General features: G+C 48.1%; 19 protein-coding genes and 1 pseudogene. 5 read left to right on the top strand and 15 right to left on the bottom strand.

Annotated elements, in window-relative coordinates; translation table 11 throughout:
- Nucleotides 1-43: 43 nt before the first annotated feature.
- The 3 genes from recA to WJT86_RS10360 form a co-directional block, all read right to left on the bottom strand.
- The gene (recA, locus tag WJT86_RS10370; protein WP_346337489.1) at nucleotides 44-1,141 is read right to left on the bottom strand and encodes a recombinase RecA; all 1,098 of its coding nucleotides are present in this window, start codon (nucleotides 1,139-1,141) and stop codon (nucleotides 44-46) included.
- Between the two features lie 263 nt (nucleotides 1,142-1,404).
- Nucleotides 1,405-2,418 (bottom strand): lipoate--protein ligase, encoded by a 1,014-nt coding sequence (locus WJT86_RS10365; protein ID WP_346337488.1) that lies wholly within the window; start codon nucleotides 2,416-2,418, stop codon nucleotides 1,405-1,407.
- A gap of 123 nt (nucleotides 2,419-2,541) precedes the next feature.
- The gene (locus WJT86_RS10360) at nucleotides 2,542-3,513 is read right to left on the bottom strand and encodes a quinone oxidoreductase family protein (RefSeq protein ID WP_346337487.1); all 972 of its coding nucleotides are present in this window, start codon (nucleotides 3,511-3,513) and stop codon (nucleotides 2,542-2,544) included.
- A gap of 329 nt (nucleotides 3,514-3,842) precedes the next feature.
- On the opposite strand from WJT86_RS10360, the gene WJT86_RS10355 reads away from it, so the two are divergent.
- Both WJT86_RS10355 and WJT86_RS10350 read left to right on the top strand, forming a co-directional pair.
- Nucleotides 3,843-4,484 carry a DUF47 domain-containing protein gene (locus WJT86_RS10355; RefSeq protein WP_346337486.1) on the top strand — a complete coding sequence of 214 codons (642 nt, stop codon included), beginning with the start codon at nucleotides 3,843-3,845 and terminating at the stop codon, nucleotides 4,482-4,484.
- A 15-nt stretch (nucleotides 4,485-4,499) separates the two neighbouring features.
- Nucleotides 4,500-5,504 carry an inorganic phosphate transporter gene (locus WJT86_RS10350; RefSeq protein ID WP_346337485.1) on the top strand — a complete coding sequence of 335 codons (1,005 nt, stop codon included), beginning with the start codon at nucleotides 4,500-4,502 and terminating at the stop codon, nucleotides 5,502-5,504.
- Between the two features lie 92 nt (nucleotides 5,505-5,596).
- Here WJT86_RS10350 and cckA read toward each other — a convergent pair whose 3' ends face one another.
- Nucleotides 5,597-8,113 (bottom strand): cell cycle histidine kinase CckA, encoded by a 2,517-nt coding sequence (gene cckA / locus WJT86_RS10345; RefSeq protein ID WP_346337484.1) that lies wholly within the window; start codon nucleotides 8,111-8,113, stop codon nucleotides 5,597-5,599.
- 368 nt (nucleotides 8,114-8,481) lie between these two features.
- Here cckA and WJT86_RS10340 point away from each other — a divergent pair, with 368 nt between their 5' ends.
- A complete protein-coding gene (locus tag WJT86_RS10340) occupies nucleotides 8,482-9,909 on the top strand; it encodes a hypothetical protein (protein WP_346337483.1) in 1,428 nt (475 codons plus the stop codon).
- Nucleotides 9,910-9,985: 76 nt separating this feature from the next.
- Here WJT86_RS10340 and dksA read toward each other — a convergent pair whose 3' ends face one another.
- The 4 genes from dksA to WJT86_RS10320 form a co-directional block, all read right to left on the bottom strand.
- Nucleotides 9,986-10,405 (bottom strand): RNA polymerase-binding protein DksA, encoded by a 420-nt coding sequence (gene dksA, locus WJT86_RS10335; RefSeq protein WP_346337482.1) that lies wholly within the window; start codon nucleotides 10,403-10,405, stop codon nucleotides 9,986-9,988.
- Between the two features lie 286 nt (nucleotides 10,406-10,691).
- Nucleotides 10,692-11,675, bottom strand: a complete 984-nt coding sequence (locus WJT86_RS10330; protein ID WP_346337481.1) for a YcjF family protein — start codon at nucleotides 11,673-11,675, stop codon at nucleotides 10,692-10,694.
- Nucleotides 11,672-13,120, bottom strand: a complete 1,449-nt coding sequence (locus WJT86_RS10325) for a YcjX family GTP-binding protein (protein WP_407066945.1) — start codon at nucleotides 13,118-13,120, stop codon at nucleotides 11,672-11,674. Before WJT86_RS10325 ends, WJT86_RS10330 begins: the two co-directional genes overlap by 4 nt.
- A gap of 95 nt (nucleotides 13,121-13,215) precedes the next feature.
- Entirely contained in the window at nucleotides 13,216-13,725 is a 510-nt protein-coding gene (locus tag WJT86_RS10320; RefSeq protein WP_346337480.1) for a SixA phosphatase family protein, read from the bottom strand.
- 148 nt (nucleotides 13,726-13,873) lie between these two features.
- Here WJT86_RS10320 and WJT86_RS10315 point away from each other — a divergent pair, with 148 nt between their 5' ends.
- Nucleotides 13,874-14,269: a VOC family protein gene (locus WJT86_RS10315; RefSeq protein WP_346337479.1), complete on the top strand. Its 396-nt coding sequence runs from the start codon at nucleotides 13,874-13,876 to the stop codon at nucleotides 14,267-14,269.
- Here WJT86_RS10315 and WJT86_RS10310 read toward each other — a convergent pair.
- Nucleotides 14,221-14,871 (bottom strand): helix-turn-helix domain-containing protein, encoded by a 651-nt coding sequence (locus WJT86_RS10310; RefSeq protein WP_346337478.1) that lies wholly within the window; start codon nucleotides 14,869-14,871, stop codon nucleotides 14,221-14,223. The two genes, WJT86_RS10315 and WJT86_RS10310, sit on opposite strands and share 49 nt — an antisense overlap.
- Nucleotides 14,872-14,990: 119 nt before the next feature.
- Between WJT86_RS10310 and WJT86_RS10305 the strand changes: the two genes are divergently transcribed.
- On the top strand, nucleotides 14,991-16,796 hold the full coding sequence (locus tag WJT86_RS10305) for a cation:proton antiporter domain-containing protein (protein ID WP_346337477.1): 1,806 nt from the start codon (nucleotides 14,991-14,993) through the stop codon (nucleotides 16,794-16,796).
- A 134-nt stretch (nucleotides 16,797-16,930) separates the two neighbouring features.
- On the opposite strand, the pseudogene mnhG reads toward WJT86_RS10305, so the two are convergent.
- The 6 genes and pseudogenes from mnhG to WJT86_RS10275 all read right to left on the bottom strand — a co-directional run.
- Nucleotides 16,931-17,260: pseudogene (gene mnhG, locus WJT86_RS10300) on the bottom strand (monovalent cation/H(+) antiporter subunit G); the annotation flags it as partial.
- Nucleotides 17,257-17,538, bottom strand: coding sequence for a K+/H+ antiporter subunit F (locus tag WJT86_RS10295; RefSeq protein WP_346337476.1), 282 nt, complete (start codon nucleotides 17,536-17,538; stop codon nucleotides 17,257-17,259). The gene WJT86_RS10295 and the pseudogene mnhG, both read right to left, overlap by 4 nt.
- Nucleotides 17,538-18,026: a Na+/H+ antiporter subunit E gene (locus tag WJT86_RS10290; RefSeq protein WP_346337475.1), complete on the bottom strand. Its 489-nt coding sequence runs from the start codon at nucleotides 18,024-18,026 to the stop codon at nucleotides 17,538-17,540. Before WJT86_RS10290 ends, WJT86_RS10295 begins: the two co-directional genes overlap by 1 nt.
- A complete protein-coding gene (locus tag WJT86_RS10285; protein ID WP_346337474.1) occupies nucleotides 18,023-19,657 on the bottom strand; it encodes a monovalent cation/H+ antiporter subunit D in 1,635 nt (544 codons plus the stop codon). Before WJT86_RS10285 ends, WJT86_RS10290 begins: the two co-directional genes overlap by 4 nt.
- Nucleotides 19,657-19,998 (bottom strand): Na+/H+ antiporter subunit C, encoded by a 342-nt coding sequence (locus WJT86_RS10280; protein ID WP_346337473.1) that lies wholly within the window; start codon nucleotides 19,996-19,998, stop codon nucleotides 19,657-19,659. The genes WJT86_RS10285 and WJT86_RS10280 overlap by 1 nt, the downstream gene beginning before the upstream one ends.
- A complete protein-coding gene (locus tag WJT86_RS10275) occupies nucleotides 19,998-22,904 on the bottom strand; it encodes a monovalent cation/H+ antiporter subunit A (protein ID WP_346337472.1) in 2,907 nt (968 codons plus the stop codon). The genes WJT86_RS10280 and WJT86_RS10275 overlap by 1 nt, the downstream gene beginning before the upstream one ends.
- Nucleotides 22,905-22,942: the final 38 nt, after the last annotated feature.

Raw genomic sequence — 22,942 nt, 5'->3', positions numbered from 1 at the left:
ACGGAACGCTTTCTGAAAGCAGCTTATAAAGCGGCTTTATTTCTTATTCTTCTGGCTTCCCTTCATCCAGATCATCGGCTGTAGGCTCAACGGCCTCCAGAATCTGATCGGCAAGCAGGCCTGCATTCTGACGAATCTGGCTCTCGATCTTTTCAGCAACGTCAGGATTATCCTTCAGAAACTGCTTGGCGTTTTCACGCCCCTGACCAAGACGCTGGCTGTCATATGAGAACCAGGAACCTGATTTCTCAACAATCCCGGCCTTAACACCGAGATCAACCAGTTCACCCATCTTGGAAATACCTTCACCAAACATGATGTCGAATTCGACCTGTTTGAAAGGAGGTGCAACCTTGTTCTTGACGACCTTCACACGCACGTTGTTACCAACGGCTTCTTCACGGTCTTTCAGAGTTGAAACACGACGGATATCCAGACGAACAGAAGCATAGAACTTCAGAGCGTTACCGCCTGTTGTCGTCTCTGGAGAACCATACATGACACCAATCTTCATACGAACCTGATTGATGAAGATGACCATCGTGTTGGAACGGGAAATTGAACCGGTCAGTTTGCGAAGCGCCTGGCTCATCAGACGTGCCTGAAGACCAGGCTGCATGTCACCCATTTCGCCATCAAGCTCAGCGCGTGGTGTCAGAGCGGCAACAGAGTCAACAACCAGAACGTCAATCGCGCCTGAACGCACAAGCGTATCTGCAATCTCAAGCGCCTGCTCACCTGTATCTGGCTGAGAGATCAGGAGATCATCAAGCTGGACGCCCAGTTTGCGGGCATAAACAGTATCAAGAGCATGCTCAGCATCAACGAAAGCACAAACACCGCCACGCTTTTGAGCCTCAGCAACAGTATGCAGGGCAAGCGTTGTCTTACCGGATGATTCCGGGCCGTAGATTTCAATCACGCGGCCACGTGGCAGACCGCCAACGCCAAGAGCGATATCAAGCCCTAACGAGCCTGTTGAAATTGTCTCAATCTCTACCGGAGCCTGGTTTTTACCAAGCCGCATAATCGAGCCTTTGCCAAAAGCACGTTCAATCTGAGAGAGAGCAGCGTCGAGCGCCTTAGATTTGTCTTTGTCCATTGAAGAATTTTCCACCAAACGCAATGCAGCCTGATTCATTATCGGACATCCTTATGGCAGGGGCCTGAAAAAATCACAACGTAGTCTTTAATTGCTACATCGTCATATGTACTCATTTTGTTCTCATTTGCAAGTTCTTTTTTTGTTCTCATTTATTTTATTTGTTTTCAATAAGTTATGTCGTGGAAAAATCTCACCACACCTTCTCTTTCTCCCTTCAAAAGAAAGTGTCCCGTCCACAACAGATACCTGTGCTTTTATGGATATAGAAAGACCAATACCATTCTGGCCCTCAAATATGACTAGCGAATCTCCTGCACAATCCAGCTGGAGACATCCGCAAGCTCTGGCATATCAGGATAGCCTGCCTGCCACTGTGCAAGCTTCTCCTGCATCGCATCAGGCCGATAGACAGTACCCGGCAACATCTCTGCCAAGCCTTCGAGCGGTGTCGGATTCATACTATCGGTAAATATTTGTGCGCGACTAATCTCTCCGCCCCTGTCGACATCAAAGTGGAGCTCAATACCTGCCCATGGAAATCTCGTATCCATCAGATGCGAGAAGGATGGAGCATCACCAAAATTCCATTGCCAACTGCTCTGGAAAGCAAACTGCTCTTCAAAGCGTGGCAAATCCGGGGTTTTCTCTGGTGAGATGTATTCCACCTCTGCTGTGCGGCCATAGTGTTTAAAGAATGCCTGACTAACTGCCTGACAAATCCGGGCATGATCAATATCTGGAATAAACTCATCAAGGTTGGCAACACGCGAAGTGACAGACGTAATCCCCTTCGACAAAAGCTTCTTCGGGTCCGGATTCAGATAATGGGCCAATCGGCTCAGGTCAGAATGCAGCAGTAATGTTCCGTGATGGAAACCACGATCAGACGTTTCCTTATAAGCAGAGCCTGATATCTTCCGCTGCCCTTCCGGGGTTTCAACGACAATATCATTTCGCCCTGATGCAGAAGCCTCAATACCAAGAGCTTTTAACGCCTCCAGAATAATGCCCGTTGAAACCGTCTTATCGTATCCGGGCTTTCCGGCCATAAACGTGAAGCAGCTGTTTCCAAGATCGTGAAAAACAGCCCCGCCCCCACTCTGGCGACGCGCTAACTTGATACCGTCCTGCTCCATAATACGGGTATTACATTCTTTCCATGGGTTCTGGGACCGACCAATCACGACCGTATCAGCGTTCTGCCAAAGAAACAGAACGCATTGATCTGCTGGCAACTGACGGAAGATGCAATCTTCAACAGCAAGGTTGAACCACGGGTTATGGGAAAGGGAATGCAATACACGCAGGCGCATCAGAAACTCATCAAACGAATTAAATCTGGCGCAAACTAACACACTCACCAGAATATGAAAGTTCTCCAAAATGAAAAACAGCCGGACAATGCCGGCTGTTTGAATATCAAGCAGCATCACACTTTATGGGAGAAGAACCATAGCCCCTGTTGTCTGACGTGATTCAAGTGCCTCGTGAGCCTGTCGGGCTTCTGATAGCTTATAGCGGGCATGAAGAGGTATTTTAACCGCACCACTTTTCACAACAGAAAAGAGATCAGCGGCCATCTCATCCAGAACTTTGCGATCAGCAACATGCGCACCAAGACTTGGACGGGTCGCATAGAGAGAGCCCTTCTGGGCAAGTAACCCAAGGTTAAAGGCATCAACGGGGCCAGAAGCATTACCAAAGCTGACAAACATTCCAAAAGGCTTCAGGCAGTCCAGAGAACCGGGGAATGTGGATTTTCCAACACCATCATAAACAACATCACAGCGCTTGCCGCCTGTAATCTCATTAACACGGGCAACAAAGTCTTCATCACGATAAAGGATAACGTGATCACAACCATTATCTTTGGCAAGCTGCACTTTATCCTGAGAACCGACCGTACCAATAACCGTTGCGCCAAGATGCTTGGCCCACTGGCAGGCAATCAAACCAACACCACCAGCTGCAGCATGAAACAAAATAGTGTGACCGGGCTTAACCGGGAATGTCCGACGCAGAAGATATTGTGCTGTCAGCCCCTTCAACATCATGGAAGCGGCAATCTCATCAGAAATACCTTCGGGAATATGCACGAGTATCTTTTCATCAACAACGCGTTCTTCCGCATAGGCACCGGATGACATGCCATAGGCAACACGATCACCCTTTTTAAAATGGCTAACGCCCGGCCCGACTTCGAGAACAACACCTGCCCCTTCGCTCCCGGGAACGAATGGGAGTTGAGATGGATAAAGGCCACTTCGATAATAAACGTCAATAAAATTCACACCAATTGCGTTTTGACGAATGAGAACCTGCCCTTCACGGGGCCTGGCAACAGGTACATCACAATATTCCAGAACCTCAGGGCCACCATTTGCCTTTACCAGAATACCTTTAGCCATCACGTACCTCCGCAATTGAAGATCATATTGATCACATATCTAGCATGTCTGAAGATATAATGCGTCTCTATCGGATACCTTTGTGCCATGAAGCACAATTTAATATCTCAAGCGCTTGATGTCAGAGCCTAAAAACAGACCTAGACGATGCGCCTGTCAATTATTTACGATTATTTAACGAATGCTCTATCCAGAAACATCTTATTTCTTTATTAGGAGGGTGCTTATACCTCGGTCTGCACTACGTAGATAACCGTATGTATAGCTTCCTACTCCCTGCTCCGGGGATAATTAAAACCGGATTACTAATTCTATATGAGGCGGTTACGATGCGTTGGTTCCAAGCTCTTATGCCTAAGGAAGAGCGTTTTTTTGAACTCTTTGCCCGTCATTCCCATCTTATTGTTGGTGCGGCAAACGCTCTACGCAACGTCATGGAAGGTGGTGAGAAGGTCCCCTTCTACTGTCAGGAAGTTATCCGTTTTGAGCATGAGGCTGATGTTGTCGCCCATGAAATCAACCGGGCAGTACGTCGTTCTTTCATTACACCATTTGATCGTGGCGATATTAAAGACCTTATCACCTCGATGGATGATGCTGTCGATCAGATGAACAAAACCGCAAAAGCCATTTTACTCTTTGAGGTTCGGACCTTTGAACCCCAGATGAAAGAAATGGGTGATTTGATTGTTCAGGCTTCTCAGCTGACATTTGAAGCCGTTCCACTACTTGGCTCAATCAATAAAGAAGTTGTCAAAATCGGTGCAATTACTGAGCGTATGACACGACTGGAAGAACGCTCTGATATTCTTGAAGAAGAAGGCATCAAGGCCCTCTTCCTTAATCACGGCAAGACAGATCCGATGTCCTATATCATTGGACACGAGATTTATGATCACCTTGAGAAAGTCGTTGATCGCTTTGAAGATGTCGCCAATGAAATCAGCGGCATTGTCATTGAACACGTCTAATCTAGGATCGGGCTCATGGGTTTTGAAATCTCCTTACCAATCCTGATTGCCCTTATCGGCGTCGCACTCCTATTCGATTTTCTGAACGGTCTTCACGATGCTGCAAATTCTATTGCAACCATCGTTGCTACCCGTGTTCTTCGCCCACAATACGCTGTTTTCTGGGCTGCATTCTTCAACTTTATCGCCTTTATGTTCTTTGGCCTGCATGTCGCCCAGACAATTGGTACCGGCATCATTGCAGCTAATATCATTGATGCGCATGTGGTCTTTGGCGCCTTGATGGGCGCCATTATCTGGAATGTCATCACTTGGCAGCTTGGTATTCCATCAAGTAGCTCACACGCCCTAATTGGGGGCCTTCTTGGCGCTGGTCTTGCCAAGGCTGGTTTTAGTTCAATTGTCTGGTCAGGTGTTTTTAAAACAGTTGGTGCGATTGTTATGTCACCAACAATTGGCTTCCTGCTGGCACTGACGTTGGTTCTTTTGGTGTCATGGCTGTTTGTCCGTGCGACCCCAATGGCAGTCGACAGCACCTTCCGTATCATGCAGTTCATCTCTGCATCGCTCTACTCTTTGGGCCACGGTGGTAATGACGCCCAGAAAACAATGGGTATTATTGCTGTTCTTCTGTATTCTTCAGGTTATCTGGAAGGCGAGTTTTCAGTTCCAATGTGGGTTGTTCTGAGTTGTCAGTTTGCAATGGCAGCTGGTACACTCTGCGGCGGCTGGAAGATCGTTCATACAATGGGCTCAAAGATCACCCGCCTCACACCAACGCAAGGTTTCTGCGCTGAAACCGGTGGTGCGATTACTTTGTTTGCCGCAACATGGCTTGGCATTCCTGTTTCCACGACTCACACCATTACGGGTGCAATCATTGGTGTTGGTGCAGCCCGTCGCGTCTCTGCAGTTCGCTGGAATATCGCCAGTAACATCGTTGTTGCCTGGGTCATCACACTACCTGCTGCCGCTGTTATTGGTGCCCTGTCTTATTGGCTGGCAGGTTTACTGAGCTGATAACCTAGCCAATTGACATAAGCTTTTAGGTATAAAAAATCACCCTGTCCGAATGTTTAGGGTGATTTTTTATATCCAGCAATGATGATTTATTAGCCACGCATAACCTGTTTTACGGTTTCGACCAGTTGCTTCAGGCCAAATGGCTTCGGCAGGAAGTTGAAGTCCTCACCTTCAGGAAGATGCTTCCGGAACGCTTCTTCTGCATATCCAGAAACAAAGATCACCTTGAGATTAGCATAGCGCTGACGTAACTCACCCAGCAGCGTTGGCCCGTCCATCTCCGGCATGACAACATCAGATATAACAAGATCAACAGGCGTTTCACGCTGAGACACAATCTCAAGTGCTTCAACACCAGATGCGGCCTCCAGAACAGTATAACCACGTGCTGTCAGCGCGCGGGCATTCACAGCACGAACCGGGTCTTCATCCTCAACCAGAAGGATGACGCCCTGACCTGTCATATCCATTGCAGGGGCATTGCTCGAAACAGGTTTTTCTTCAACCTCAACGTCGGTTTCCTTGGGGATATGACGTGGCAGGTAAATCAGGAAGCGCGTTCCCTCACCAACTGTGGAGCGCACATCAATAAAGCCATTTGACTGTTTCACGATACCAAATACCGTGGAGAGACCAAGGCCTGTTCCCTTACCGATATCTTTAGTCGTGAAGAATGGTTCGAATATCTTCTCAACGACTTCAGCAGGCATGCCTGTACCGGTATCCCCTGTTTCAATCAGAACATAATCACCAGCCGTCATGCCCGGAACATTCAGCTTTGCGGCAACATCGGACGGAATATTTTCTGTGCGGATGGACAAATGTCCGCCATCTGGCATCGCATCGCGGGCATTCACGGCCAAATTCATCATGACCTGTTCAAGCTGATGCACATCGGCCAGTACGGGCCAAAGATCACGCCCATGCCTGAAATCAAGCTCAACCCGTTCACCAAGCAGACGCTTCAGGAAGGTTGTCAGGTCAGATAATCTGTCAGACAGGTTCAGAACTTCCGGACGCAGGGTTTGACGACGGGAGAATGCCAGAAGCTGGCGTACAAGACTCGCCGCACGGTTAGCATTCTGCTTAATCTGCATAATATCCTGAAATGAAGGATCCGTTGGACGATGATTCCCCAACAGCAGATCGCAGTAACCGATAATAGCCTGCAGAACGTTATTGAAATCGTGAGCAACACCACCAGCCAATTGGCCAATGGCATTCATTTTCTGGGCTTGAGCCAGTTGCTCCTCGACCTGACGAAACTCTGTTGTATCCAGAGCATAGAGTATGGTGCTCTCACCATGGCTGCCATCATCCCCTGCAGAGCTGATCCAGACACGGGCCGAACGGCTTCCATCCTGACCAATAGACAGTTCCAGTGGCTGGCTGACGGCACGTCCAGAACTTGCCTCCAAAACAGCCGCAGCCAGTTCTTCTCTTTGTCCTTCAGAAATCCAATCCGTCAGCTTCTGACGGTTTTCACCATTACCGGTCGCCACCCGAACTCCGAACAAACGCGCAAAAGCTGAATTAGCGCGGAAGATTTCACCGTTACGCGCAAGTGTTGCTATCGCAATTGGCGTATTATTGAAGAACCGAGCAAATGGCATATCCGAGGTCGGAGCAACATCACTTGTTTCAGCAACCTCCGAACGCTTGAGAACAAGCGTTCGTGATTCGCTGGCTGAACCATCCTGCCCATAGGCTAACCTGTGATAAATTCTTACAGGAAGATGCTGACCATTACGCCCCAGTAAATCGAGGTCAAAAGTCTGTGTGAAGACTTCACCTGCCTCACCTGCTGCCGTCCAGACCATAACATTGGATGGATCAGCAAGAATATCCGAGACCTCAAGTCCACCAGAGCCAACCTTTGCAAGATCATAGTCGAGCCATTCCGCAAGGGTTGCGTTCATATAGACGATTGCACCTTTGGGATTGACGGAGAGGAAACCCGCAGGCGCATGATCAAGATAATCAATGGCATGCTGAAGTTCCTGAAAAACATTCTCCTGACGTTGCCGCTCACTCGTCACATCCGTAACAGTCCAGAGTGTGCAGGAGCCTTTTCCCAGTGGCCGTACTCTCAACCGATACCAGGCAAAATCATGTTTATGGGTCAGCGAACGTGCAACACGCATTTCCTCAACGGATTCGCGCCGCTCACGTGCAGCCTGTGCCAGGCGATAGACAATGTCTGCAATTTCAGGAGCACCGGAGAACAGGCGCTCAACGGTTTGCACCTCACCATTAGGGAAGAAAGAACGGTAGGTTTTATTGGCATAAGTAACCCGTTCATTTTCAACAATAACATAACCTTCATTAACAGCATCAAGCAAATCATCCGGGAAAACTGTTTCTGGCCCCGCACTGGAAAGCCGGACAACCCCAGCGGCAATCGCAAACAGAAAGAAAACACCGGCAACAGCCAATGCTGAGAGAAGCATTACAATAACGATATTCATGTAATCAGGAGCAACCAGACGTACCAAGGCCAAAGCAGCTATGAGAAAAAGCGCGAGAATAAAAACAAAGCGTATCCGTCCAGTATTGGAGGCCCCCCCTGTTTTACCCGCTTCAGTATCTCCGCTGTTAAACGTCATATTTCAGTATACTCCAGCACAAGATTAACATGCATATTGTCTGATCACCCTCGTCATCAAACGCCCGAACAAAGGCATGCAAGATAGGCTACATAAGGTCAAACACTGTTTGTACTACATCACCATGATTTCATGTATCCCGACACAAATAATACGCCTGTCATACTGAAATTGGAGCTATTTGACTTATTTATCTCTTAAAATCCGTTTAAGAATAGTGATTATTAAACAGGAAAAGTAATATGGCAGGCCATAGCGAGTTGCGCAGCATGGTAATATCGTAATACTTACAATAGTTTTTATGCGTCTTTTAATAGACGATTGTTTCAGAATAGGATGCAGCCTTGTCTTCGATATTCGGATCAGACATGTCACAACTGCTCAAATTTGCTCTCAGCCTGATAATCATTCTGGCTGTTGTGGGGGCTTTTGTTGTTATTCTCCGCAGAGTAACAGGTGGCAAACTCATATCTTCGGAAGCTGACCGTAGCAGAAATCGTCAGCCCCGCCTTGGTGTTGTTGATATTTACGATCTGGATCGGTCACGGCAGCTTGTTTTGCTCCGTCGGGATAATGTTGAACATCTTGTACTGATTGGCGGTCCAAACGATGTTGTTGTTGAATCCAACATCGTCCGTGTTTCAAACAGCAGAGTTCATTCTCCGGCAGATAATGCTTTCGAGCGCCAGGAAACAGCCGATATTGCTCAGGCAAAGCTTATCCCTGAGCAGCCCGTCAGACCTGTGGTTGATAGCTTTTTCAAAAACAATCAATCAGAGCCATTCGGTGAACAGCCTTCATACATCGAACCACGTGTTGCAGAACCTGAAGCTTATCAGCCAGCTCAACAGCAAGATGAACAAGCATCTCTCGCATCTCAGGCAACAGTTGCAGCAGCATCAATCGCGGCAGTCGCAGCAGCGACTCAATATGGCCATGAGCTTGCAGAGACAGTTGAGGAAAGCGTTCCTGACTTCCTCAAGGGCAGTAGTAGCACAGATAACAGCTATGAGCCTGTAGAGCCCCCTGCTCAAGAAGCAGCTTACCAAAGCTACACAGCACCTGTAGAGGCCGCAGAACCGATTGTAGAAGCCGCAGAGCCAGCTGTTGAAGCCGCAGCTCCTGTACAAACGAATGGAAACCGTTTCAATACGGCTTACCTTTCAAATCCATACCTTTCCACGCCAGCTGCCCCAGTAGCAGACGCTCCCCTGAGCAGCCTGCATGTGCAGGAAGAGCTGCAGCCAGAAATGACTGAGCCTGCGGAAGAGACTCTTCCGGAAGAATCAGATGCCATTGCCTTTGAAGAAGTGGCGGTTGCTCCTGATCACCCGATAGAAGAACCAGCTCCTAAGGCTCATATTGAAGAAATTCTGACTGAAAACGTTGTTCTCGAAGAACCGGAAGCTTCAATAACTGAAACGGTTGAAGAAGAAACTCAGGAAAGCACACCAGAGGTTCAGATTGATGAAGCACTGTTCTCGGATATGGCTCGTCAGCTTGAAGAGGCTCTGAAGACTTCTACAGCACCTTCAGAAGCAGAAGAGATTACTCAGCCTGTTGAAGTTGCTGAAGAGGAAGTCTCAGCCATCAGTGAGGAAGTGACTGCTGATGCTGTGACAGAAGTAGAAACTGCTGAAGATCAGGAAACTGTAGCCTCAGCAGAGCAGGAAGAAAGCAAGGAAGAAACAGTATCTAAGACAGAGAAAGAGGCAGATCCATTTTCTCTTGATGATATTGAAGCAGAATTTGCCCGCCTCCTCGGCCGGTCAGACAAGAAGTCCGACAACTCCTGATCAGAGACCGGTCAGATAAATTAAAAAAGCTGCGAAAACGCAGCTTTTTTTTATGTTTCAAGTTGAACGATGCAACCTAGTCATCGCGATAAACACGTTCATTACGCTCATGTCTTTCCTGGGCTTCAATAGACAGCGTTGCAATCGGGCGTGCTTCAAGGCGCTTTAAAGAAATAGGCTCACCTGTTTCTTCACAGTAGCCATAAGTACCATCTTCAATGCGGGCGAGAGCAGCATCAATCTTCGAAATAAGTTTGCGCTGGCGGTCTCTTGCGCGCAACTCGATAGCACGATCACTTTCCGAAGAAGCACGATCTGCGATATCCGGGTGATTCTCACTTTCGGATTGCAAATTGCTTAGCGTATCTTTCGCTTCCTTAAGTATTTCATCTTTCCACCCTAAGAGCTTGAGACGAAAGTACTCTTTCTGCCGTTCATTCATGAACGGCTCGTCTTCTGTTGGGTGGTAGGTCTTATCAATTGACAGGTCGGCCATGTATCTTTCCTTCCCCCCGAATTTTATGTGCTTTGTGCCTATATAACGTCACAGCAGCAACCTCAATATTTCAATTGCTCAATATAATTTCCTATCTGGATTTTAGCCCACAAAATAGGATTAAAAATATTATGAAAAATATAAAATAACCTTTTTAAAACAATACATTAGTTTTCCACTCTTGCTGATTTTATTGTTGAATAACTTTTTTTAAATAAAGCTTATAAGTTTTGCTCATTGCTACTTGCAAACAGTGACCTAGGTATACTGCTTTCCAACCCATTCATCATTGTTCGTCACTCTTTTTAACTAATTCTCCAGCAACCTCACCCAAACGGGGAGGCTCAACACCAATGAAGGGTAATGGGCGGCAAACAGAGATCGCAGCAAGACCAAATCGTGCTGTCATTAAGCCGTTGAGAGCACCCTCTCCTAATCTTGCAGAGATCTTGGCGGCAAAACCCAGCCCAAAGACCTGCTGCAGCAGGCCATCGCCAACAGCCAAACCGCCCGTAACAGCAAGATGAGCAAACGCAGATTTTGCCAGACGGAAAAAACTCCACGCACCAGGTCTGCCACCATAAAGCCGGGAGAGCTGTCTGAGCATTCTTGTTGCTGCATAAATCACAAAGATAAGGTCAACAAGTGCACGAGGACTTAATGCCGTCACGATAGAGACCTGTTTGGCAGCCGAGGCAACAATACGTTTAGCTTCTGCATCAATCGGACTGAGAAGTTCTCTTTCAGCAAAGATCAGCCGATCTTCCGGAGCCATAATCTCTCCTGAAACAGATCGGATTTTTGTCTGTGCCTCTATAAACCGGCTTTGCCCGTATAAATCTGCGAGCTTACCAACCAGATTTTTTGCCTCGACTTCATTACCGGCCGTCAGAATTTCAACGGCATCATCCCTTAAACGTTCGATACGCCGTTCTCTGGTTATTCCTTTAATTTCCCTAACAAGTATGACCAACGCCGCAAGAACAGCAACAACAGCTGCTCCAATAGCCACCCCGCCAAGCCAGATAGAATCTGACAGGAGCTCAAGTATCAGCTTGTAGCTTGATTGCCCTGCACCTAACAAAAGCAGAATAAGAACAGCAGATATGAATATCAGAAACCAGCGCCCGCCTTTTGAGGGGCTGGCAGGTTGAGGAACGATAATCTGCTGATCAAAAACCTCAAAGGGATCGTCTTCTATAACAACACCTTTAGGCTTATTATCTGTCTTGTGCGCATCCACTCGAAAAGCACGTGGGCGATTGGTCATATCAGTTGATCTCCAATCAAAAATTCCAGAGCACGATCCAGACGAATATGTGGAAGAGATTCAAAACGCATGGATGTATCATTCAGTTGTGGCGGACGAAATCTTGGGAACCGTAATGAGCCTGGCACAATGGCCCCCTTAATCACCTCAGCAGGTTCGCTTGGCAGTTCGCCCGGAAAAACAACGGCTTCACTTTCACCATCAAAAAGCTCATCCCCGACAAGCTCCCCTGCTTCCGGGATACCGGAAACAGCTTTGAGAATATCACGGCCATCACGAACAGTTGTTTCTCTCGTTGCCCGGACTGATGCCAAGGCAAGAGATGCGACCCGCGCACCTGTTGCTTCCGTCCGGCGAACAGCACGAGCAACCAGAAATCTCAGGAAGGCTTCCAGTCTGTCATGTTGGATATGATGAATGTGATCAGCTTTTGTTGCAGCAAAGAGGACGCGCTCCGCACGTGGTGAAAATATTTTTGAGAACAGAGAGTTCTTTCCAGTACGGAAGGCCAACAGCACCTGATCAATCGCTTCTTCCAGTTCAGCAATGGCAGCAGGCCCTTCATCGAGAGCTGAAAGTACATCAACCAGTACAATCTGGCGGTCGATACGTTGGAAGTGCTCTCTAAAGAATGGGCGAATAACGAGCCGTTTATAAGCCTCAAAACGACGCTCCATAAGCTGGGCAAGACTACCCGTCTGAATGGGTTCTCCCTCAGTCAGTATCAGGGGAGCAAATGTCAGGGCGGGCGCTCCTTGCAAATCCCCCGGCATCAGAAAACGCCCTGGAGGCACTGTTGCAACAGCCTGAGGCCTTTGATGAAGAGCGAGCAGATAGTCTTTGAAAAGCTGACTGGCCTCTTCCGCAACAAGCTCATCAGCCAGGATCGACGGATTAATCCCCCTCACATATTCAAGCCACGTCTCGGCCTGGGGCAGATTATCAGCCCGGCGACTTAACTGAACGGCCTTACGGGACCACTCATAATATGAGGTATCTATCAGAGCGAGATCGAGTATCCATTCCCCGGGGTAATCAACAATATCAAGCGTTAGGGCTCCCGGGCCTGAACGCCAGCCACGTTTGCGTTCATATTCAATATCAAGCCGTAATTCACTTATCTGCGTCGTCGAACTTGGCCACTGCCGCTTATCAATTAAAGCGTTGACATGTTGCTCATACGGAAAACGCGGCACCCCATCATCCGGTTGAGGTGTTAACCTCGCCCTTCTAATACGTCCTTCAGCTGCAGCACGGAAAGCAGGCATATTGTTCAAACCACCGGTCAGATGGTGAACAAGTGCTGTAGTAAAAACTGTTTTGCCAGAGCGTGATAGCCCCGTCACCCCTAACCGAAGAGATGGACTAAACAAATCATTGGATATGCTTCGGACAGAATAGGCCAGATCGCCTGTTATGTCTGCAATATCAGAAAAAATAGACAACAACCTGCCCCGTATTTGAAATTAGATAATAAAAATGGGGTTTCTCATCAGCTGATACAAGTGTCAGGCAGGATAAAACATTTGAGAACAATACGTTAAGCGGAGAAAACTTTCGGGTATACAAAAGCTGATAACGTACCTGGAGCGGATTTGATATCGCGCCAGCTGGTAATATCAAAATCAAGAACAGCCATGGCAGAGGTCGGATATTTACTTGCAATATCTTCCAGTACCGCTTTCTCGCCAAAATCAGCCAGACTGTTTGCAAGAAAGGCAATACTCGGATTATGCCCGACAACCATTAAGGTCGAGACATTACTTTCAACTGATTCAATAACGGACAGAATGCCTTCAGGTGATACGTTATAGAGTTCTCGCATTGATCGCGTCTGCGTATTACCTGTGTAAGCCTTTACAATATCCCATGTCTGTGAAGTTCGGACAGCAGCTGAAACAAGAGCGACCTCCGGGCGAAAGCGCTGGCTCGCAATATAGCCTCCCATCATTGTCGCATCTTCACGGCCCTTAGCGGCAAGCGGGCGGTCAAAGTCTTCATATTCAGCGGAGTGGGTAGCCTTGGCATGGCGCATAAGCATAAGCCGCATGGTTGTTCCCTACCTTGTTTCCATCAAAACGTGACATACCATCTAAAAACGGCGTTACCAACACATAGACAAATGTGTCGCAATTCTTCAAGAACAAGCAAACCCGTTTCGTTATGATCATAGCGCTTAACGAAGAGGTGAACAGCCAATGATTTTCAAATATACAATTCTCTATGTCGACGATGTAGAAGTTTCTGCAAACTTCTTTACTCAGGCTTTGGGCATTAAAACAGCTTTCATCCATGAAAGCGGAGATTATGCTGAGCTCGATACAGGAACAACTAAGCTTTCCCTTTCATCTCGAGCCCTATTGAAAAGTGGTGGCATTGATGCACACCAACCATCTGTATCACAGCCAACCTTTGAAATCGCTTTTGAAACAGATGATGTGGCAGGCGCTCTCAAAATGGCACTGGCAGCTGGTGCAACACTTCTTAAAGACCTTAAAAATGAAGAATGGGGCCAGACAACAGCCTATATCAGCGACAGGAACGGTTATCTGATTGAGCTGTGTTCTCCAATCCAGTTACCTAATCCGGGTTGAGCCAGCAGGTTTAGCTGGTCCTTATTACGCCTAAGTTGAGAAGGCGGCATTCCAAACCAGCGAACAAACTCACGCGTCATATGAGACTGATCACTAAAGCCATAATCGAGAGCGAAATCAGCCAAGACTGGATAGCTCGGTAATGCACTTGCTGCTTGCCGGGCTCTCCCAAGCAGTTTCCAAAACTCAGGGCGGAGCAATTCTTTATCTGAGAACCAGCGCTGAAGTGTTCTTGGCGAAACCCAAGCACGCTTTGCCACCTGCTTAATACTGGTTCTGGCATCACTAAGCTCAGCAACAATGTCTTCTATTTCGGTGTTACGCTTCAAACCAGATGCTACTACCTCATCAACATAATTGATGTTCTGCGAGAGCTCCTGATAATCAATATCGTTGAAGAGAACACCGGGTTTACAGCGGTAACCACGAAAACTCTCTCCCTGCTCAATACAAATTTGTCTTGGAGAAACATCCCAATTTGTGAGAATAATATTCTCACAACCATTGTTATCTGTAACGATGATTATATCTACGCATCCGTCAGGAAGAATGACATGGTCTTTAGTTTCCGGTGCAATGAATGACCATTTGACGGATACCACGTCGACTCCTTAACGATCGCCCTTATAACTATTAGAAGTATGCTTATTCAGATGAATAGCCTGCCGCTTTTTGCGATGCCAGACTATATATATACCTATGGCATCAGAGAGGAAACCAGATGTCAGAGCCGGTTCCAATAACTGACTTAAAAGAACTTGTCCTGTTTCTGGGTACTGCTGGTGTTATCGTACCAATATTCTCAAAACTGAAAATCAGCCCGGTTTTGGGCTTTCTGGGTGCAGGTGCACTTCTTGGCCCTTTTGGGCTTGGGCAGTTAAGTTCTGACATTCCATGGCTTCACTGGGTTACATTTCCTAACAAAGAAGACATTTCTCACTTTGCCGAACTTGGCGTTGTCTTTCTGCTGTTCACCATTGGTATTGAGCTTTCCTGGCAACGTCTGAGGGCGCTTAAACGCTATGTTTTCGGGGTTGGCAGCTTACAGGTCCTTCTATCAACCATTGCTCTGGGAGCTGTCTGCTATTACGCAACTGGCCTCTTGCTCGCATCAGCAATTATTGGCCTGACCCTATCACTGTCATCCACCGCCATTGCTCTGCCTGTCCTTGCTGAGCAAAAACGTCTCCAGTCACCAGCCGGGCGTATCAGCTTTGCCATACTGCTATTTCAGGATCTGGCTGCTGCACCAATTCTTTTTGCAGTGGGCCTATTCTCCTCAGGGCAGCCCGATAATCTTCTCTGGTCCTTCTTGTGGGCCTTCGGACAAGCAGCCTTAGCTGTTTTCGTCATCTTTATTGCTGGCCGACTTATTCTCAGGCCAATCTTCAAGCTTGCTGCCAATACACTCAGCACTGAGTTCTTCATGGCGGCCTGTCTTCTGGTTGTACTCCTTTCTTCAATTCTTGCTGCTGCTAGCGGCCTATCAATGGCTCTTGGAGCCTTCATCGCAGGGTTACTGCTGGCAGAAACAGAATACAGGCGCGCGATCCTTGCAACAATTGAGCCATTCAAAGGCCTGCTGCTCGGCCTGTTTTTCATAACCATCGGCATGGATATCAATGTCGGCAGCCTCCTGAACAAACCATTGACCATTCTTGCTGCAACAATCAGCCTTATTGTCATTAAAACAATGATTGTTTACGCAATTGCCCGCGCATTCCATCTTGCCCATTCAGTTGCCATAGAAACAGCTCTGGTTATTGGTCCGGCTGGTGAATTCGCCTTTGTCATCATTGGCAGTGCCGTTTCAGCCCAGCTTTTACCAAACTCTCTCGCTCAACCCGTTTTACTGCTCGTAACATTATCAATGATCGTACTTCCGGTTCTGGCCCGTATCGGAACAAAAATTGGAAAACGTCTTGTGCAGCAGAAAGCTCAAGCGGATGAAACAATCGCTATTTCCAATGCCCCTGTTAATGCCAAATCTCATGTGATCGTCATTGGTTATGGACGTGTTGGGCAGCTCGTTTCAGAGATGCTGGAGCGTCATGACGTTCCCTATATCGTCATCGACGCGAACCCAAGTCGGGTTAGCTCTGCGCGAAAAGCCGGCTATCCGGTTTACTTCGGAGATTCTTCTGCTCCGAACCTGCTCCATGCCTGCGGCATTGAAAATGCGAAAGCTCTTGTCCTTTCCATCGACAATCCGAAACTCGCAGAACAGGTCGTTAGCACTGCCCGTCGTCAGAAACCGGATTTAACAATTGTGGCCAGGGCAGTTGATGCCAGACACGCCACTCTTCTGTACGAGATGGGGGTCGATAATGCAGTACCGGAAAGCATCGAAGCATCACTTCAGTTGAGCGAAGCTGTACTGGTTGATATCGGGATTGCCATGGGGAAAGTTCTTACCTCAATTCATGAGCGGCGCGATGAATTCCGGAGTATCCTGAACCCTAAGAAAGATCAGAGCCGAGCAGAGAGGACGGAGTTCAAGGCCCGTCGATCATCACACAAAAATTAAGACAAAATTATTTAAAAACATAAAGATAGAATAATATATTAATCTTTTTCTATAACTTTATCTTCCTGGCTGATTACGATAGCTTTATCTCCGATCAGCCTCACAGTGCCATTGACGATTGTGATGGCACCTGGCACCTCCGGACTACCCTGAGATCTGTCACGATGCAGAGCTGCACGAACAAGAAGCAGCAGCGGAACCGGTGTTGTGACAGTAATAAAAACGGCAATGACAATCTCATGAACCGCAGGTCGTGTTCCGGTAACCGAGAAGAAGATAATGGACGCCATAAGGATAAAACCAATCCCCAGCGTTGACCCGAGTGTCGGTGCATGCGCACGCTGATAAAAGCTCTTCATTGTCAGCATACCAACGGCACCAGTCAGCGACAAAGCAGCACCACCAAGGACGAACACAGCCGTCAAAATAGCAGCCCAGAGGGGAATATCCGTTGCCCCGATCATTCGATCACCTCACCGCGCATCAGAACTTTTGCTAAAGCAGCAGTTGCAACGAAGCCAAGCATGGCAATAACCAAAGCGGCTTCAAAATAATGGGTACTGCTGTAGCGAATACCGAATGTCAGCAGCAGCATTGTGGCATTCAGGTAGAGATTATCGAGACCGAGAACGCGATCCTGAGCCTTTGGGCCAAACAACATGCGATAGGCACCAATCACCATCGCACAGGCTAATAATACCTGCGCCCCAACAACTGCCCAGAAGATAATCAGAACGCTCATTACTCGAATATCTCCATCAATAGTCTTTCATAGCCATGTTTGATTGTCTTAATCCATGTCTCCTCATCAACGAGATCAAGCACATGAATCAGCAGATTACCCGTCGAGGAGTCAAAGTTGACCCAAAGAGTTCCCGGTGTTGATGTCATGATTGTTGCTAAAGCAGCCAATCCATACTGGTTTTTCATATCCAGTTTTATGGTCATAAATCCGGATATATAACCCGGCGCATTAGGCCGAACGATCAGCTTGGCAACAGCAATATTAGAACGCACGATATCGCGCAGAACCATTACCAAAAGCGTTCCAATCGCCCGCAAATTACGGATACGTAATTCTGGTGGCCGCAGTGCAGCAAAAGCAATGGCACCAATAAAACCAACAAGCAGGCCAAGGATAACATGACCAAGCGAAAGTGACTGGTTCAAAAACAGCCACAGAACCATCAGAAAAAGGCTAAGGAATGGATGCGGAAAGATGCGTCTCATTGTGTGACACCTCCGTCTTTCCCGGGCTTTCCATAAGGTGTTTCCAGCACATCGGTAATATAAGTCTTTGGCAGATTGAGGGCACTTGCCGTTTCATGCAAATAACCAATGACCGAGCCACCACGAATGGTCATTACCAAGCACAGGAATAAAAGCCCCATAATCGGCATGATCTCAATGACCTTTACATGGGGCACCTGACGCCCAACAGTAGCCCAGAAAGAACGCATACCGGCACGTGTCATGGCAATCAGGGCAGCCAGTCCTGAGAGGATGAGCAATGCCATGAATACCCAGCTGACCGTAGTAATAACGGCGCCATAGCTGAAAACAGCTTTTAGGAGAGCAAACTTGGCAATAAACCCTGACAAAGGCGGCAGGCCGGCGATGAGCAATGCGCAGGAGATAAAACATATACCAAGAACCGCAATGGTACCGGGCGTAGCAACACCGATATCATCATCGAAGACTTTATCATCGTCGTCTTCAGCAAAGGCTTCCATCGTTACGGCCAGAACGTCCGCACCCGCCTCACGCCCCCTCTCAACCAGCTCGATCAGCAAGAACAGGGCACCTGCGCTAAATGTTGAGCTGACAAGGTAATACAGCGCCCCTGTCGTTACATCCACAGTACCAAGGCCAATTGCAGCCAAAAGCGTGCCAGATGAAACAACGATGCTGGCGCTGGCCAGACGTGTCAAATCCTGAGAAGCCAGAACAGCTGTTGCCCCAAAGCCAATTGTCAGCATGCCACCGATCAGCAGCCAGCTTGAACCGAAATAGGCAGATTCTCCTGCCCCTGCCCCAAAGGCCAACATCCATAATCGCAGAATGACATAGACGCCAACTTTCGTCATGATTGCGAACATGGCAGCCACAGGCGCGCAAGCTGCTGAATAGGTTTTTGGCAGCCAGAAGCCAAGCGGCCACATACCTGCTTTGACCAGGAAGGCAACACCCAGAACGGAAGCACCAACCTCAAATAAAACGCGGCTTTCAGGCTCTAAAGAGGCCACCTTATTCGCCAGATCAGCCATATTCAGACTGCCTGTTACGCTATAAATCAGGCTTACCCCGACAAGAAACAGGGATGATGCCGCCAGATTAATTGCAATGTAATGCAACCCCGCCTTAACGCGAGGTGCGCCAGAGCCATGCATGGCCAAGCCGTATGAGGCTGCCAGCATCACCTCAAAGAAAACGAATAGATTAAACAGGTCACCCGTCAGGAAGGCACCATTCAGCCCCATCAACTGAAACTGGAATAAGGCAAAGAAGTTGATACCGACACTATACCAGCGCGCGAATGAGTAGATGAGTGCTGCTAAACCAAGCAGCGACGTCATAAGAACCATCATCGCGGATAAACGGTCCAGAACCAGTACAATACCAAAACGCGCGGGCCAGTCTCCCAGCAGATAGGTGGAGACGAAACCAGACCACTTTTCGTCAACAGGAGCATCTGCGGCAGCAACCAATATGGTGCCGACGACAACAAGCAGAAGAGTTGAAACAAGGCTGATAGCCCCCTTCAGCTTTCTGTTAGCCCCATCGACGATAAGCGACAGCGCACCGGCAACCAGCGGGATAATAATAGGAGCAATGATGAGATGGTGCACCCAACCAGCCATCAATCCTCCTCCTTCTTGCCGTCAACATGGTCAGTACCTGAGAAACCACGGGACGCGAGCATGACAACAAGAAACAAGGCCGTCATAGCAAAACCAATTACGATTGCCGTCAGCACAAGCGCTTGCGGCAACGGATCAGCGTACCAGGAAATGCCAATAGAACCGGAACGTAAAATAGGCTCGGCACCCACCTTCAAGCGCCCCATGGCAAACATGAAGAGGTTCACGGCATAGGATATCAATGACAACCCAATAATGACCTCAAAGGTACGGGGTCGCAGAAGCAACCAGATCCCTGAGGAGCAAAGGATACCAATAGCAAAGGCAATAACAGCTTCCATTACGTATCCTTTCCTGAACGGGAGGCACGCAGGGATTGGTGCGCAAGAGCAATCAAGATCAGTACCGTCGCCCCGACAACAAGTGAGTAGACACCAAGGTCAAATAGCAGGGCACTAGCGGCAGGAACCTTATCGAGGAAAGGTAGATCAACGTACGAGAAGTAAGTTGTCAGGAATGGGCGTCCAAACAGCCATGCCGCAGCACCTGTACAAGTTGCCAGCAAGAGGCCAATTCCCATCCAGCGCATGGGTAAAATACGTAAGCGTGTCTCAACCCAACGTGTCCCACCGGCCATATATTGCAGAATAAATGCAATAGCCATGGTCAGCCCCGCCGCAAAGCCACCGCCGGGCTGATCATGCCCACGCATGAACAGGAACACCGCCAGAACAATAATTGCCGGGAACATCAGCTGCATAACAATGGATGGAATGCGTAGATAATCAATAACAGTATCGCCCTTCTGACGCCCGGGCTGCGCATCGTCAAAGGCATTTTGAATACGCTGCTGCTCAGGCACGTCAAGGCTTTCAGGAGCTGGGCGGAAACGTCTCAACAACGCATAAACTGTCAGAGCAACAATTCCGAGAACCGTAATTTCACCAAGCGTATCAAACCCGCGGAAGTCAACAAGCAGAACATTCACGACATTCTTGCCACCAGCTTCCGTATAGGATTTCTCGAGGAAGAACTGCGAAATACTTTCTGGCGGAACACGGAGCATCACGACATAAGCAATCGACGCAAGCCCAAAACCTGCAACACCTGCAATGATGATATCGCGTGTATTCTTTACCCGCGCAACTAAGCCTCGACCTTCTGAACGTGTCTGCTGCGCTTTCTTGGGCAACCAACGCAGCCCAAGCAAGATCAGAACTGTTGTCACAATCTCAACCAGAAGCTGCGTAAAAGCCAGATCAGGAGCAGAGAACCAAGCAAAGGTTATGCAGGTTATGATACCAGCCCCACCCAGCAGAATAAGAGCCGCCATACGGTGAATCTTGGCGTAATAGGCTGCTCCAATCGCACAGCATCCGCCAATCAGCCAGAGAACGATTGGAACAGGGTTGACCAGAGCGGAAGGACGAACAAAATCAAGCCCCTGCCCCCATATCGGTAGAAATGCAGCAACAACAGCTACGCAGACCAGCAATCGCAATTGCGGTTGAAGAGACTTTGTACTGAAGAAGCTGTCAACTGAACGCGCCCAGCGCCAAGATAAAGCAACCATCATTTCATCAAAGATACGCCGCCCTTTGATACGACCGATAATCGGCGCAACATCACTGTCTTTCTGACGGTCAAGATAACCGCGCAGACAAATATACAACAGGCATCCCATGAGGAACGCAACGATACTCATGATGAGCGGGAAGTTCAAACCGTGCCAGACAGCAAGACTGTAAGCCGGTGTATTAACACCAAGAATTGAATAAATTGCAGCTGTCAGGAATGGCTTGATCGTCAGGGCTGGAATAATACCAACCACGAAACAGGTCAAAGCCAGAATTTCGACGGGGAACCTCATCCAATGCGGAGGCTCATGCGGAACTTTGGGAAGGTCTGTGGCAGGCTTCCCGAAGAATGTACCGTGAATAAAACGTAGCGAATATGCGACGCTGCAAGCGCTTGCAAGAACAGCAAAATAAGGCGTCAGTTGATCAAGCGCTGATGCTCTATGCGTCAGAATAGTCTCTGCAAAGAACATCTCTTTTGAGAGGAAGCCATTCAGCAACGGCACCCCTGCCATCGCCGCACTCGCAATCATCGCAAGTGTCGCGGTAATTGGCATATAATGGATGATGCCATTCAGCTTGCGAATATCTCGTGTTCCCGCCTCATGATCAATAATGCCTGCGGCCATAAACAATGAGGCTTTAAAGGTTGCATGATTGAGAATATGGAAAACGGCAGCAACCAGCGCAAGCGGACTGCCGAAACTGAGCAGCAGCGTAATCAGGCCGAGATGACTAATTGTTGAATACGCAAGCAACCCCTTAAGATCATTCTGGAAAATAGCGATATATGCGCCAATCAAGAGTGTTGCCAACCCTGCTGTACCAACGATAAAGAACCATGCATCTGTCCCCGCCAGAACTGGCCAGAAGCGTGCCATCAGGAAGACACCGGCCTTCACCATTGTTGCAGAGTGCAAATATGCGGAGACAGGCGTTGGAGCAGCCATTGCCTGCGGCAACCAGAAATGAAATGGGAACTGAGCACTTTTGGTAAGAGCGCCGAGCAGAATGAGGCACAGAGCTGGCAGATAAAGAGCATGCGAGCGGATCATGTCCCCAGAGGACAGAACCGTCTCAAGATCATAACTACCGACAATATGACCGATCAAAATTAAACCAGCAAACAAACACAGCCCACCAATACCCGTTACAGTCAGTGCCATACGAGCACCTTCCCGCGCATTGGCATTATGGTACCAATAGGAAATCAGCAGGAATGAAAACAGGCTGGTCAGCTCCCAGAATAAGGCAAGCTGAATGATGTTTCCCGACAGGACAACGCCAAGCATTGCCCCCATAAACCCAAGGAAAAATGAGAAAAATCGGGAAACAGGATCTTCCGGAGACATATAGTACCGGGCATAGATTACGACCAGAAAACCAATCCCGGTCACCATCATTGCAAACATCCAGGCAAAACCATCCATTCGCAATGTGAAATTCAGTCCGAGCTCAGGAATCCAGATAAGCGTGTAAGTTATAACATTCCGGGCAGATATTTCCGGAAAGAAGCCAAGTGTCAAAAGGATTGCAACAAGAGCAATAATACCGGCTACAAGTGCCCCGCGATCCCGATCATATGTTGGCAAAAAAGCAGCAACAACGCTTCCCACAAACGGTAGGCATAAAATAACAAGCAGAAATATACCGCTAAGGGAAAATGCCATACGCACCTTTTGATTGGTTTAGGGATTGCTGAATGATT

The sequence above is a fragment of the Hohaiivirga grylli genome (assembly GCF_039655745.1).
GTDB classification, from domain to species: Bacteria; Pseudomonadota; Alphaproteobacteria; order Rhizobiales; family Beijerinckiaceae; genus Hohaiivirga; species Hohaiivirga grylli.
The sequence above is the reverse complement of the archived record's forward strand: the minus strand, read 5'-3'. Positions and strand labels throughout refer to the sequence as shown.